This is a genomic window from Streptomyces luteireticuli, from assembly GCF_041519305.1.
In the GTDB taxonomy this organism is placed as follows: domain Bacteria; phylum Actinomycetota; class Actinomycetes; order Streptomycetales; family Streptomycetaceae; genus Streptomyces; species Streptomyces luteireticuli.
On sequence record NZ_CP167927.1, the window covers coordinates 3,290,554 to 3,305,300 of the forward strand.

The following is a 14,747-nucleotide window of genomic DNA, read 5'->3' on the forward strand; positions in this document are numbered from 1 at the left end:
CCGCACTCGACCACGGGTGCGTAACAGCGGTTAAGGAGTGGGTGCGGGACGGGAATGGGCGGGTCATGAACCACGAGACCCCCCTCTCCCCCCGCCCGCTCCACCACCTCTCCGACGTCCGCCACCGCGTCATGACCTCGCGCCGGCTGCGCGAACACGGCGTCCCCGCCTCCGAGATCGCCGCCCGCTGCCACCCCGGCGGCCCCTGGCAGCAGCTCCTGCCCGGCGTCTATCTGCTCCACACCGGCCCCGCCACCAGCGAGGAGCGTCTGCACGCCGCCCTGATGTACACCCGGGCCCGCGCCCAGGCCATCCCGGCCCAGGCGCCGCGCGGCGACGAGGCCCCCTACGGCGAGGCGATGATCACCGGCCTCGCGGCCCTGGCCCTGCACCGCTTCACCAGCGCTCCCCCGCTGCTGCGCCTGGAGCACATCGACGTCCTCGTCCCGCACACCCGGCGGCTGCGCGCCACGGGCTTCGTCCGCCCGGTCCGCACCCACTCCGTCCCCCGCCCGCGCCTGCTGACCGGCGTCCCGGTGGCCCCCGTCCCGCGCGCCGTCGCGGACGCGGTGGCCCACCTCACCGACCCGGACCGGATCCGCCGTCTGCTGACCGAGGCGGTCCGCTCCGGCCACTGCGAGGCGACCCGCCTGCACCGCGAACTCGCCCGCGCCCGGCTGCTGGACCGCGCGCCCGTCGCCGCCGTGCTGGACGCCCTCCTCGCCGAGGGCCGCGCCGCCGCCGAGGACCGCCTCTACGCCATGGTCGCCGCCGCCGCCCTGCCCGCCCCACTCTGGAACGTCGAACTCCTCCTCCCCGGCGGCCCGTCGCTGGGCACCGTCGACGCCTACTGGCCCGACCACGGCGTGGCCGTCGAGATCGACACCCGCCCCCGGCTCCGCCGCGACGACCCCGTCCACGACGAAGCCGCCCGCAGGCACGAGCACTTGGAGCAGCTGGGCCTGGCGGTGCTGGCCCCGACCCCGAGGCAGCTGAGGGAGTCCCCGGAGCAGTTGGCGGACGTGGTCCGGTCGACGCTGCTGGCGTCGGCGGAGCGGGCGCCGGGGGCCTATGTGGTGGTGCTGCCGCGGTGAGCGGCGGCCGCCCGCGTCAACCGGCGGCGGACGCGCCCTCGTTCCCGAACCGCGCCACCCCCGGCACGGCCAGGCACAACGGGGCGGAGGCCGCCACCAGCACGCCGCCCACCACCAGCGTGGCCGTCTGGCCCGCCAGCCCCACCGCCGGGCCCACCAGCGCGTACCCGACCGGGAGCAGCGCGTACGCGCTGAGCTGGTCCAGGGCGAAGACCTTGCCGAGCACCTCGTCGGGGAAGGACCGCTGCAACGCGGACACCCAGTAGATGAAGTAGAGCTCCACCACGAAGCCGCCCAGCAGGAAGCAGACGATCACCACGGGCAGCGGGAAGGGCCGGGCCAGACTCAGCGGCAGCAGGGCGTAGCCGGACAGGGCGAGCATGGACACGAGCCCGGGGGCCTTCGGACGCCAGCGGCCGGCCAGCACGATGGCGGGCAGCGCGCCGAACGCCAGGGTGGCCAGGACCGCGCCGTAGGCGAGGTCGCCGCCGAACTCCCGGCGCGCCACCACGGGCAGCAGGGTCAGCGCGGTCGCCGTACCGGCGAACAGCTGGAGGCAGACCGCCGCCATCACCGCCATCACCCAGGGCCGTCGGCGGACGGCCCGCAGTCCGGTGGCGGCCTCCGCGAGGACCGAGGTGCCGGACGCGACGGCCGGTCCGCCGTCCGGAACGCGCAGGACGGCGAGGGCGCCCAGCGCGAACACCGCGCCGGCGGCCAGGAGGGCGGAGCGCGCACCGATCGCGGAGACCACGGCGACTCCGGCCATCGTCCCGATCACGGCCGATCCGCGCTGCGCGGCGGAGACCAGCGCGTTGCCGCGTTCGAGCATCCGGCCGGGCAGCAGGCTGGGCACCAGGGAGCGGGAGGCCGGCCGCGAGAGCGCCTCCCCCGCACCGACCAGGGCGGTGACCAGCGGCAGGAGTCCCAGCGGCAGGCCCGGCAGCAGGAGCGCGGTGGTGAGCAGCAGGCCGGACCGGAAGCAGTCGGCGCCGATGAGGACGCGGGTGCGCCGCACCCGGTCGGCGATCACCCCGCCGGCGAGCAGGCAGACGACCAGGGAGACCGCCCGGCCGGCCAGGACGAGCCCGACGTCGCCCGCGCCGCCGCCGCGGTGCAGGATGTGCAGGCTGAGCGCCACCGGCATCATCTGGTCCCCGACGGCACCACTGGCCTGGCTCGCCCAGAGCCGCAGGAACTGCGGATGGTCACGGAGCCTCCCGCGGTCACCGCCCGGCGGGGAGTCCGTGCCGCCCCCCGCACGGACGGGGTCGCTCCGTTCCGGCGGAGCGGTGTCGTCGCTCATCGATCGCCTTCTCGTGTGCGGTCCGGGGTCACGCCCTGCCGGGCGGACCGGCGGGAGGCAGCAACAGGCCCATGTCGACCAGGGCCTTCGCCACGGCCCGCGCGCCGTCCTCGCCGAGCACGGCGGCGAGCCGGTCCGTGTCGAGGACCGGGTCGCGCCGCAGAGCCCGGAGGAACGGCTCGACGGCTGCCGGGAGTTGGGCCCTGCGGCTGCCCACCGACAGCATCAGTCCATCACGGGCCGGTGCGGTGTGGAAGTGCGCGCCGTCCCGGAGCCGGTGCCCGCCCGCCGCGGGACCGTCGCCGCTCGCGGGAAGGACCGGTACGGGCTCGGGCGTCTGCTCACGGAACGCGGCCTTGCGCACGGCCCACAGCAGGTCGCCGACCGGGACCTCGGCGGCCACGGCGGCGAGGCGTCCGGCCGCCTCGACCAGGATGGAGCGCGCCAGCCGGGGGTCCGCGTCCAGCGCGTCCGGGTCCACCGCGGCACGCAGCCAGTCGTCGTCGACCGCCTGGCGCACCAGCTCGGTGAGGAGGTCGTGGTGGGTCGTCCTGGTGATGGCGAGGGTCAGGTGGATGGAGAGCACCTCGCGCGCCATCGGGGAGTGCAGGGTGCCCCGGGGCAGGTAGAGGGTGTCGCCCGCCTCCAGCACCAGGTCGTCGAGGGGTTCGCTGGCGGACCGCAGTTCCTCGCGGCGCCGGTCGGGTATGTCGAACCAGGCGTGCGCCGGCAGCGGGTCGCGGATCGGCTGGCGGCGCAGGACCCAGCGCTTGTCGCCGTGGATCTGCAGGACGATGACGTCCTGGACGTCGAAGTGCAGGTCCACGCCCTGGGAACCGGGCGGCGTGACAAAGGCGTTGACCTTGACGGACTGGCCCAGTTCGGCGGCCAGCTCATGGGCGAAGCGCCGGATCGGGGCGTGGTAGCGGTGCAGCGACCGGACGATCAGCGTCTGCCCGGCGGCGAGGCCGGCCCGGAGGCCGTCGGTGCTCGGGAAGGGCGCGGCACCGGGTGTGTCGCCGGGCTCGGGTACGCACCCCTTGTCGACGGCGCGTTCGACCCCGTCGCGCACCAGCCGGAGCGAGGAGGTGCGCAGCCCGGAGGAGATCAGTTCCTCCAGGGCCTCGGGGGAGAACAGGTCGGCGAAGCCCTCCTTCAGCTCGGCCGCCCGGGTGTGCAGGTGGCTGCGGCCGAGGACCGAGGAGCGGAACTCCTCGGGGGACAGCGCGGTGCAGCGTTGCAGGGCCATGGTGTGTCTCCTGGCGGGTCTCGCGGCCTCAGACCGGCCGTGCGGGCGGCGGGAAGGCGAAGTCGGACGGGAGCAGGGGATCGGAGCCGTCGGGCACTCCGGCGGCCAGCAGGTACACCGCGAACTCCTCGTCGGGATCGACCCCCAGCAGCTCTTCGACCCGGCTGTCCACGAAGGCCACCGTCTGGAAGGGCCCGAGCCCCAGCGCGGTGGCGGTCAGCGCGAAGGTCTGGCCGTAGTGCCCGGCGTCGTACATCCACAGCCGGTAGGCACGCGGGTGGCGGTACTTCCAGGCGAGGCGGTTGGCCACGGCCGTGGTGAAGAGGGTGAAGGCGCCCTCGTACGAGGGTTCTTGGTGGTGCGTCAGTTCGGCCACGCGCTCGCGGGGCACGTCATCGTCCAGCAGCTCCAGGGCGTGCCGGGCGGCCGAGTAGTGGTAGAGGCCCGGCTCGACCCCGGTGACGTTGTGGACGACGGCGTACGCCTCGACCTCGTGCCGGGCGCCCGCCGACGCGCTCACCCGGCACTGGAGCACTCCGAAGGGCCCGCTGTGGACGAAGCGGTGCGGTGCGAAGCTGTGGAAGAGCAGCGTGCCGAACTGGTCCAGGGTGACCGGGTCCCCGGTGAACCGGCGATGGGTGCGGCGGGCGGCGAAGACGTCCTCCACCGAGGCGTTCAGCGGCAGCGGACGGCGCGGCAGCGGCACGACGGGGTGGTCCGGATACTCCTTGAAGGCGCCGGGCGCGCCGCCCCCGGCGACGATCTCCTCGACCGTCCCGGCCCGTTCCGGGGAATCGACGAGGTACTCGGCGTCGCGCGTCTCGACGTGGAAGCGCTGGGCCACGTCCCCCCACCGCTCCCAGAGCGGCGGACGGCCGCCGTCCCCCACGGGGACCAGCACCCCCAGGGCCAGCAGGGCCTGTACGGCCTTGCGCACCTCCGGCTCGTGCTCCGCGCCGAAGGCGACGGCGAGGTCGTCGGTCCCGATCCCGTCGCCGGCCTTCTCCACCAGGGCCGTGAGGTCGGCGGAGAGCCGGGCCCACTGCCGCCGCCCCGGGATGCCGACCTCGAGTCCGCCGGGGGACCAGCGGCAGATCAGGTGCTCACGGCGGCGGATCCTGTGCATCGGTTCCCTCCGTGCGGGCGGGGTTCGGGACCGGGCGGTGCCCCGGGAGCGGACACCGGCCCGGAAAGGCGTCGGCTGCGATGCACGGACAGGCATCGCAGCCGAACGCTTCCGTTCTCACGAACTCGCGCTACTGGTTGGGGTGGTTGAGCAGTACCTCGCCGTCCTCGATGATCACGATGTCGAGCGCCATGGATCTTCACCTCCGTCGACCTGCTCGCCGTCGCCGTCGATCGGTCCACCGACGGGATCCGGGCGGTCGGAGCGGCCGGAATCACCGGTTGTGGAACCGGATTCCGACAGGACCCCGTTCCCTTGCTCGAACGCTAGTACAGGGCTCTCCGGAGGATCCAAGGGGGCGAGGGCGAATGTCCTGAACCCGCCATGGCGTGACCGGCTCCGCTTTACGCCCGGCGCCCCCTGAGGACGGAACCAGCGGTTCAGCGCTGCAACAGCAGCTCCGTATTGCGGTCCTTCGCGTCCCCCACCAACGACCCGTCCTTCCCCGGCGCATTGAAGGCCAACTCCCGGTACAGAGAGGCCAGTCCGGTCTGCGACAGATCGTGATAGTCGGTCCGGTGCGGGGCCGCGGACTCGACGAGCGTCGTGTACAGGGACACCGTGCCGTCGCGGTTGTCGGTGATCTCGATGACGCGCGCCAGCTGCGGATAGTCGACATGGGAGGCCGTGGCGATCTCCCAGAACGTGCCGCGCGGGCGGATCCGGTTGCGGTGGCTGTGGCCGTTGATCCAGGCCAGGACGTTGCGGTGGCGCTGGAGCAGGGCGATGATCTCGTCGCCGCCGTGGCGCTTCTCGTCCGGCCGGTTCGGGTCGGGGGTGAAGTTGTCCATGCTCCAGCTCGGGTGGTGGCTGAAGACGAGGGCGTAGTCGTCCTTGTGGGCCTTCAGCGTCCGGTCCAGCCAGTCGAGTTGGGCCGTGCCCAGGGAGCCCTGGTAGTGGCCGCCGGGGTCGGTGGAGTCGAGGCTGATGCCGACGACGCGGTCCGAGACGCGGAAGCTGTAGTAGAGGCGGCCCGAGTCGAGGTTGTCCTTGGTGTAGCCGTGCCCGACGGGGCCGCGCCCGGTGAACCTGCGCTCCAGGTGCATCGCCACGTACTGACGCTGCGTCAGGGGGACGCGCCGCGGGTCCGGAGTGATGCTGCGCAGCTCCTTCTTGTGCTTGCGCAGCAGCTCCTCTATGCGCTTGCCCTTGGGGTCGACGCCGCGCCCCTCGCCGTCCATGAGCCACTTGGCCTCGTCGGCGGAGACGGTGTAGAGCTTCTTGCCGCCCACGGCGACGTCGTGGACGAACGAGCCGGCGGCCGGGTAACAGCCGCCCGACAGCAGGTCGTGGTTGCCGAAGGTGGAGTACCACGGGATGTTCAGGCCGGGGCTGTTGACGCGGCGCATGGCGGCGGCGAGGTAGCCGTCGATGCGCGGGTAACCGAGGGCCTTGTCCTGGTCGCGCAGGGAGCTGTCGGGGTGCCAGTAGAGCTTGAGGCCGCTGTTCTGGACGCCCTCGTAGCGGCGCGGGTCACCGGTGTTGGGGTCCATGCGGCCGCCGCTGAGGGCGGTGAGGAACCACTCGGCCTCGATCTTCGCGTTCTCGTCGCCGTTGTCGCCGGTGGTGATGACGAACTTCAGCGGACTGCCGGTGGCCGGGCCGCGGCGGAGCCGGTTGACGCGCTCGACGAGGGAGGCGACGCCGGGCAGGGTCAGCGCCTCGTGCGGCCGCCAGGCCCCCTCGCCGCCGGCGCGGAAGAACTCGTAGCGCAAGGGGTGCTGGACGTCGGTCAGATGGAGGTCGGTGAACTGCACGAACGAGGCGATCGTGGTACGGCGGCGGTCGCGGCCGTCCCGGGCCTCGGCGAGGTCGGTCCGCACGACGCGGGGCCAGCCGGGGCCGTCGCCGAGCCGCCGGTAGCCGCTGCCGCCGCGCGGGGTGGCGACGGATTCGAGCGTGGTGCCCGCGCCGCTCGGGGCCGCCTCGGCGGCATCGGCCTGCGGGGCGCCGGAGGGGACGGGGTCGCCCGTGCCGCCGGTCGTGGTGCCCGCGAAGGCGGGGACCGAGGGCCCCAGGGCCAGGCCGATTCCGGTCGTCGTGCCGACGGCGCCCGCGGCGGCCAGGAACCCACGGCGGTCGAGGTGCGTAGCTGCGGATCTTTCGGATCTGCTGGGCATGGGCGGTCTCCCCGAGTGCGAACGCGAAGGCGAACAGGCGTGCAGGCGGTCTGCGGCTGCTGTCACCGAGGATCGTTGGCAGCGCGAATGGCCTGGGCGTGAACAGGGCGGCAACGGTCGCCGCCGATCACCTCACATCGATCTTGGCTACTGCGAACCGACATGTATCACTCGTCCCCTAGAGCGTTGAGGCTCACTCAGCGTTCACCCGACAGGGAAGGCGACACAGGGAACGACACGGGGAACCCTATGGCCCCGCCGGCCCCCCTGTAGTCCATTTGCCTTACCCGTGTCCCACCCGGCTGAGCTGCGGGAAAGGCGCCCGGATCGGGGGCGGTCGGGCCACGACCGGTTCACGGCGTCCGTCCTGCTTCCTCCCGGTGCACGGGCTGGCGGGTTTACGCCATCTTTATTTTCCCGCCCTGGCAACTCTCCCCAAACGCCCGTCACTTCCATAAAAGTGATGCGTCATCCGGTTCCGATATCCGGACCTGCCACCGGCAGCCGTTACTTCAACGAGCCAGGGACCTCCATGACCACCCCTTCCCCCCGCGGCGGCGCGAGACGTGCCGGCCGAATAGCCGTCGCGGCCGCCGCGGCGGTCGCCCTCGCCGCCACGGGCGCCGCACCCGCCTTCGCCGACGGCCCGCAGCCCCCGTCGGACGGACCGGTGAAGCCCGTCAACCCCCAGAAGGACAAGCTCGGTTCGCACGGTGCGGACCTGCTCGCCAAGGCCAAGTCCAAGGGCGACCGCACCGTCACCATGATGATCGCCACCGCCCCGGGGCAGACCGGCCAGATCGCCGGCAAGCTCGACGGCATCAAGGGTGCCTCGGTCGGCAAGGAGTACGACAGGCTCGGCTACGTCCGCGCCACCGTCCCCACGGACAAGGCCGACGCCGCGATCGCCGAGGCGCAGCGGCTGTCCTCGGTGCACGGCATCGACCTCAAGCAGGAGATCAAGCTCCCGGACCCCACCCCGCGCGCCGACGCGGTGGCGGGCGCCAAGGGGCCGAAGAAGCGCTCCTACTCCGCGCCGGACAAGCGGACCCCGGCCAAGAACCCGTACCAGCCGGCCTTCGAGACCGGTGCCGTCGACTTCGTCGAGGACCACCCCGGGGCGGACGGCCGCGGCGTGACCATCGGCATCCTGGACTCCGGGGTGGACCTGGCCCACCCGGCGCTGCAGAAGACCTCCACCGGCGAGCGGAAGATCGTCGACTGGGTGACCTCGACGGACCCGCTGACGGACGACGACGGCACCTGGCTGCCGATGACCAAGGACGTCTCGGGCCCCTCCTTCTCCTTCAACGGCCGTACGTACAAGGCCCCCGCGGGGAACTACCGCGTCGCCCTCTTCCGCGAGAGCGCCACCGCCGGCGGCGACATGAAGGGCGACCTCAACCGGGACGGCGACACCACCGACTCCTGGGCGGTCCTCTACGACCCGGCCAAGGGCACGGTCCGCGTCGACCTGGACGACGACGGCGACTTCGGCAACGACGAGGAGATGAAGCCGTACAAGGACGGCTTCCAGGTCGGGTACTTCGGCAAGGACGACCCGAAGACCCCGATCGCCGAGCGCATCCCCTTCGTGGTGCAGGTCCGCAAGGACGTGCCGATGGACCCGGCCGGGCCCGACTGGAAGGGCAAGAAGGCCGACTTCGTCAACATCGGCGTCATCGAGTCCGAGCACGGCACGCACGTCGCGGGCATCACGGCGGCCAACGGGCTGTTCGGCGGGAAGATGAACGGCGCGGCGCCCGGCGCCAAGCTGGTCTCCTCGCGGGCCTGCACCTGGAGCGGCGGCTGCACCAACGTCGCGCTCACCGAGGGCATGATCGACCTCGTCGTCAACCACGGCGTCGACATCGTCAACATGTCGATCGGCGGCCTGCCGGCGCTCAACGACGGCAACAACGCCCGCTCCGAGCTCTACACCCGGCTCATCGACACCTATGGCGTGCAGCTGGTCATCTCGGCCGGCAACAGCGGCCCGGGCGCCAACACCATCGGCGACCCCGGCCTGGCCGACAAGGTCCTCAGCGTCGGCGCGTCCGTCTCCAAGGAGACCTGGGCCGCCAACTACGGGTCCGAGGTGAGGACCAAGTACGCGATGATGCCCTTCTCCTCCCGCGGCCCGCGCGAGGACGGCGGCTTCGCCCCGGTCATCACCGCCCCGGGCGCGTCCATCAACACCACGCCGACCTGGGAGCCGGGTGCCCCCGTCGCCGAGTCCGGCTACGACCTGCCGCCCGGCTACGGCATGCTCCAGGGCACCTCGATGGCCTCCCCGCAGGCCGCGGGCGCCTCGGCGCTGCTGATCTCGGCCGCCAAGCAGAAGCACATGAAGCTCACCCCGGCCGATCTGCGCACGGCGCTCACCAGCACCGCGAAGAAGATCAAGGGCTTCCAGGCGTACGAGCAGGGCTCCGGCCTGATCGACATCAACGACGCGTGGGACGCGCTGCGGCACGGCGCGACCGCCCATGACTACACGGTCAAGGCCCCGGTCTCCACGGCCCTTTCGGGCTCGCTGAAGACCCCCGGCTTCGGCACCGGCATCTACGACCGCGAGGGCGGCCTCAAGGCCGGCGAGTCGCGGACCTACGACGTCACCGTCACCCGTACCTCCGGCCCAGACAAGGCCCTGTGGCACGAGCTCAAGTGGCGCAACAACGACGGAACGTTCAAGCTGGCCGGCTCCGACGAGGTGAAGCTGCCGCTGAACAAGCCCGTCACCGTCAAGGTCGTCGCGAAGGCCAAGTCCGCCGGGATCCACAGCGCGATCCTCACCGTGGACGACGACCGCACCGAGGGCATCGACAAGCAGATCATGACCACCGTCGTGGTCGCCGACCCGCTGGCGAAGCCGTCGTACACGGTGAAGAAGTCCGGCACGGTCCAGCGCAACGCCACGACCTCGTACTTCGTGACCGTGCCCCAGGGCGCCAAGTCGCTGGAGGTCGCGATCGACGGGCTGGCCAAGGACAGCCAGACCCGCTTCATCGCCATCAACTCCTACGGTGTGCCCGTTGACCCCACCTCCACGGTCAACTGCTACCCGAACTACGCCAACCCCAAGAACACCTGCCGCCCGGACGTGCGCTCGTACGCGAACCCGCTGCCCGGCGTGTGGGAGATCGAGGTCGAGTCGCGCCGTACGTCGCCGCTGCTGGACAACCCGTACGCGGTGACCGCCACGGTGCTGGGCGCCTCCTTCGAGCCGGCGGTCGCCACCGTCGCCGAGGCGAAGGCCGGCGCCCCGGCCCCCGTCACCTGGAAGGCCACCAACGGCTACGCCCCCTTCGAGGGGAAGCTCCAGGGCGGCCGCCTCGGCTCGTCCAAGCTCGCCCGGCCGGAGATCGTCCAGGGCCAGAAGCAGACCTCCAAGGTCACCCTCGGTGCGGGCGTCACCCGCTTCGAGGCCGCGATCGGCGGCACGGCCGACCCCAAGGCCGACCTGGACCTGGTCGTCTACAAGGACGGCAAGCCGGTCGGCTCCTCCACCAGCGGCGGCTCGGACGAGCAGGTCGTGCTGGCGAACCCCGCCGCGGGCGAGTACACCGTCGAGGTCGTCGGCTACTCGGTCCCGTCCGGGAAGACCGCCTACGACTACCGCGACGTCTACTACGCGCCCTCGCTGGGCGAGGTCAAGGTGGCCGCGGGCCAGACGGTCAAGCTCGGCGCGGGCGAGTCCGCGCAGGTCAAGGCCGATGTGGTGGTCGCGGGTGCGGCCCCCGAGGGCCGGACGTTCGCCGGTGAGGTGCAGCTGGTGAACGGGCGCGGCACGGTGGCCGGGACGGGCTCCGTGAAGATCGAGAAGGTCGTCTCCTGACCTTCCGGTGAACGACAACGGGGCGGGCGCACCCACAGTGCGCCCGCCCCATCCCACCCCCCGGACAATCAATTGGACTTTTGCCCCCACTCACCCCACATGATGGGAACCGCGCCACCAGGACACCTCGTCCCCGGCGGTGACACATGTGCTGTACATGAGTAGGGAGTCCCCCTGTGAGAGTCGGAATCGTCGGAGCCACCGGTCAGGTCGGCACGGTCATGCGCAAGATCCTGGCCGAGCGCGCGTTCCCGGTCACGGAGCTGCGCCTGTTCGCCTCGGCGCGCTCCGCCGGGTCCACGCTTCCCTGGCAGGGCACGGAGATCACCGTCGAGGACGCCGCCACGGCGGACTATTCCGGTCTGGACATCGTGCTCTTCTCCGCCGGCGGCGCCACCTCCAGGGCGCTCGCGGAGAAGGTCGCCGCACAGGGCGCCGTCGTGATCGACAACTCCTCCGCCTGGCGGCGCGACCCCGAGGTCCCGCTGGTCGTCTCCGAGGTCAACCCGCACGCGGTGGCGAACCGCCCCAAGGGCATCATCGCCAACCCGAACTGCACCACGATGGCGGCCATGCCCGTCCTCAAGCCGCTCCACCGGGAGGCCGGGCTCACCGCCCTGGTCGCCACCACCTACCAGGCCGTCTCCGGCTCCGGCCTGGCCGGCGTGGCCGAGCTCGACGGGCAGGTGCGCGAGGTCGCGCCCAAGGCCACGGAGCTCACCCACGACGGCGGGGCCGTCGCGTTCCCCGAGCCCGGCGTCTACAAGCGCCCGATCGCCTTCAACGTGCTGCCGATGGCCGGCTCGATCGTGGACGACGGCAGCTTCGAGACGGACGAGGAGCAGAAGCTCCGCCACGAGTCCCGCAAGATCCTGGAGATCGACGGCCTCAAGGTCTCCGGCACCTGCGTCCGCGTCCCGGTCTTCACCGGCCACTCCCTCCAGCTCAACGCCCGCTTCGAGCGCCCGCTGAGCGTCGGGCGCGCCCAGGAGCTGCTGAAGGACGCCCCCGGCGTCGAGCTCTCGGAGATCCCCACCCCGCTCCAGGCCGCGGGCGGCGACGTCTCCTACGTCGGCCGCGTCCGCGCGGACGAGACCGTCGAGAACGGCCTCGCGCTCTTCGTCTCCGGCGACAACCTGCGCAAGGGCGCGGCCCTCAACGCGGTCCAGATCGCGGAGCTGGTCGCGGCGGAGCTGCGCGGCTGACGCACGCGGATTCCAGGGGCCGGGCCCGCCGCACATGCGCCCCGGCCCCTTCGCATACACGCAGGCGTCCGGCACCCGCGGCGTGGAAGGATGGCCGGGAACGTTTGATACGCGTGATGCGAAGGAGATGCCCAGGTGCCAGGCACGAATCTGACCCGCGAAGAGGCCGAGCGGCGGGCCCTGCTGCTCACCGTGGACTCGTACGAGATCGACCTCGACCTCTCCGGTGCCCAGGAGGGCGGGACGTTCCGCTCCGAGACCGTCGTGCGGTTCGACTCCGCCGAGGCGGGCGCGGAGACGTTCATCGACCTGGTGGCCCCGGCGGTCCACGAGGTCGTGCTCAACGGGGAGTCCCTCGACCCGGCCGTCGCCTTCGCCGACAGCCGGATCGCCCTGCCGGGCCTGCGCGGCGGCGTCAACGAGCTCCGCGTGGTCGCGGACTGCGCGTACACCAACACCGGTGAGGGACTGCACCGGTTCGTGGACCCGGTGGACGAACAGGCCTATCTCTACACCCAGTTCGAGGTGCCGGACGCACGCCGCGTCTTCGCCTCGTTCGAGCAGCCGGACCTGAAGGCGACGTTCCGGTTCACCGTGAAGGCCCCGGCGGGCTGGACGGTCATCTCCAATTCGCCCACCCCCGAGGCCCCTTCCGACAACGTCTGGCGCTTCGAGCCGACCCCGCGCATCTCCACGTACATCACCGCGCTGATCGCCGGCCCGTACCACGGCGTGCACAGCACGTACGAGAAGGACGGCCGCACGGTGCCGCTGGGCATCTACTGCCGTCCCTCGCTCGCCGAGTACCTCGACGCGGACGCGATCTTCGAGGTCACCCGGCAGGGCTTCGACTGGTTCCAGGAGAAGTTCGACTACGCCTACCCGTTCGCCAAGTACGACCAGCTCTTCGTGCCGGAGTTCAACGCCGGCGCCATGGAGAACGCGGGCGCGGTCACCATCCGCGACCAGTACGTCTTCCGCTCCAAGGTGACGGACGCGGCGTACGAGGTACGCGCCGAGACCATCCTCCACGAGCTGGCCCACATGTGGTTCGGCGACCTGGTGACGATGAAGTGGTGGAACGACCTGTGGCTGAACGAGTCGTTCGCCACCTACACCTCCATCGCCTGCCAGGCCGCGGCCCCCGGCTCGAAGTGGCCGCACTCCTGGACCACCTTCGCCAACTCCATGAAGACCTGGGCCTACCGGCAGGACCAACTGCCCTCGACCCACCCGATCATGGCGGAGATCCGCGACCTGGACGACGTCCTCGTCAACTTCGACGGCATCACCTACGCCAAGGGCGCCTCGGTGCTCAAGCAGCTCGTGGCGTACGTCGGCGAGGACAAGTTCTTCCAGGGCGTGCAGGCGTACTTCAAGTCCTTCGCCTATGCCAACACCCGGCTCTCCGACCTGCTCAGCGCGCTGGAGCTGATGAGCGGCCGCGACCTGAAGGCCTGGTCGAAGGCGTGGCTGGAGACGGCCGGCATCAATGTGCTGCGCCCGGAGATCACCACCGACGCCGACGGGACCGTCACCTCCTTCGCCGTCCGCCAGGAGGCCACCCCGCTGCCCGAGGGCGCCAAGGGTGAGCCGACGCTGCGGCCGCACCGCATCGCCATCGGCGCCTACGAGCTGAAGGACGGCAAGCTGGTCCGCACCGAGCGGATCGAGCTGGACGTCGACGGCGAGCTCACCGCCGTCCCGGAGCTCGTCGGCAAGCGCCGCCCGGCCGTCTTCCTGCTCAACGACGACGACCTGTCGTACGCCAAGGTCCGGCTCGACGAGGAGTCCCTGCGCGTCGTCACCGCGCACCTCGGCGACTTCACCGAGTCCCTGCCGCGCGCCCTGTGCTGGGCCTCCGCCTGGGACATGACGCGCGACGGCGAACTGGCCACCCGCGACTACCTGGAGCTGGTGCTCTCCGGCATCGGCAAGGAGTCGGACATCGGCGTCGTCCAGTCGCTCCAGCGCCAGGTCAAGCTCGCCCTCGACCTCTACGCGGCGCCCGACTGGCGCGAGACCGGCCTGGCCAAGTGGACCGAGGCCACGCTCGCCCACCTGCGGGCCGCCGAGCCGGGCAGCGACCACCAGCTCGCCTGGGCCCGGGCGTACGCCGCCACCGCCCGCACCGAGGAGCAGCTCACCCTGCTGGAGGGCCTGCTGCACGGCACCGAGCTGGTCACCGGCCTGGCCGTCGACACCGACCTGCGCTGGACGTTCCTGGAGCGGCTGGCCGCGACGGGCCGCGCCGGCGAGGAGGCGATCGCCAAGGAGCTGGAGCGCGACCGCACGTCCACCGGCGAGCAGCACGCCGCGTCGGCGCGGGCCGCGCGCCCGACGGCCGAGGCCAAGGCGGAGGCATGGGCGTCCGTCGTCGAGGCGGACAAGCTCACCAACGCGATGCAGGAGGCCGTCATCGGCGGCTTCCTCCAGACCGACCAGCGGGAGCTGCTGGCGCCGTACGCGGAGAAGTACTTCGCGGCGGTCAAGGGCGTCTGGGAGACCCGCAGCCACGAGGTCGCGCAGCAGGTCGCGATCGGGCTCTACCCGAGCCTGCTGGTCGCCCGGGAAACCCTGGACGCGACGGACGCGTGGCTGTCCTCGGCGGAGCCGAACGCGGCGCTGCGGCGCTTGGTCCTGGAGTCGCGGGCCGGTGTGGAGCGGGCGCTGCGCGCGCAGGCGGCGGACGCGGCTGCCGCCTGACGGCGGCCGGACGGTGGAGGGCAGCGCCTCCGGGCGCTGTCCT

Annotated in this window: 8 protein-coding genes; 4 read left to right on the forward strand and 4 right to left on the reverse strand. The window is 72.0% G+C overall.

Annotated elements, in window-relative coordinates; genetic code table 11:
* Positions 1-65: 65 nt before the first annotated feature.
* Positions 66-1,094: a hypothetical protein gene (locus AB8735_RS14450; RefSeq protein WP_344024898.1), complete on the forward strand. Its 1,029-nt coding sequence runs from the start codon at positions 66-68 to the stop codon at positions 1,092-1,094.
* Between the two features lie 16 nt (positions 1,095-1,110).
* Here AB8735_RS14450 and AB8735_RS14455 read toward each other — a convergent pair whose 3' ends face one another.
* The 4 genes from AB8735_RS14455 to AB8735_RS14470 form a co-directional block, all read right to left on the reverse strand.
* On the reverse strand, positions 1,111-2,400 hold the full coding sequence (locus AB8735_RS14455; protein ID WP_372407695.1) for an MFS transporter: 1,290 nt from the start codon (positions 2,398-2,400) through the stop codon (positions 1,111-1,113).
* Positions 2,401-2,428: 28 nt separating this feature from the next.
* The gene (locus AB8735_RS14460; RefSeq protein ID WP_372407697.1) at positions 2,429-3,649 is read right to left on the reverse strand and encodes a JmjC domain-containing protein; all 1,221 of its coding nucleotides are present in this window, start codon (positions 3,647-3,649) and stop codon (positions 2,429-2,431) included.
* 28 nt (positions 3,650-3,677) lie between these two features.
* Positions 3,678-4,775, reverse strand: a complete 1,098-nt coding sequence (locus AB8735_RS14465; RefSeq protein ID WP_372407701.1) for a SagB/ThcOx family dehydrogenase — start codon at positions 4,773-4,775, stop codon at positions 3,678-3,680.
* 440 nt (positions 4,776-5,215) lie between these two features.
* Complete coding sequence (locus tag AB8735_RS14470) at positions 5,216-6,955, reverse strand: TIGR03767 family metallophosphoesterase (protein WP_372407703.1); 1,740 nt, start codon at positions 6,953-6,955, stop codon at positions 5,216-5,218.
* A gap of 532 nt (positions 6,956-7,487) precedes the next feature.
* On the opposite strand from AB8735_RS14470, the gene AB8735_RS14475 reads away from it, so the two are divergent.
* The 3 genes from AB8735_RS14475 (at position 7,488) to pepN (ending at position 14,704) form a co-directional block, all read left to right on the forward strand.
* On the forward strand, positions 7,488-10,793 hold the full coding sequence (locus AB8735_RS14475; protein ID WP_372407704.1) for a S8 family serine peptidase: 3,306 nt from the start codon (positions 7,488-7,490) through the stop codon (positions 10,791-10,793).
* A 176-nt stretch (positions 10,794-10,969) separates the two neighbouring features.
* The gene (locus tag AB8735_RS14480) at positions 10,970-11,998 is read left to right on the forward strand and encodes an aspartate-semialdehyde dehydrogenase (protein WP_344024885.1); all 1,029 of its coding nucleotides are present in this window, start codon (positions 10,970-10,972) and stop codon (positions 11,996-11,998) included.
* A gap of 135 nt (positions 11,999-12,133) precedes the next feature.
* Complete coding sequence (gene pepN / locus AB8735_RS14485) at positions 12,134-14,704, forward strand: aminopeptidase N (protein ID WP_372407705.1); 2,571 nt, start codon at positions 12,134-12,136, stop codon at positions 14,702-14,704.
* Positions 14,705-14,747: the final 43 nt, after the last annotated feature.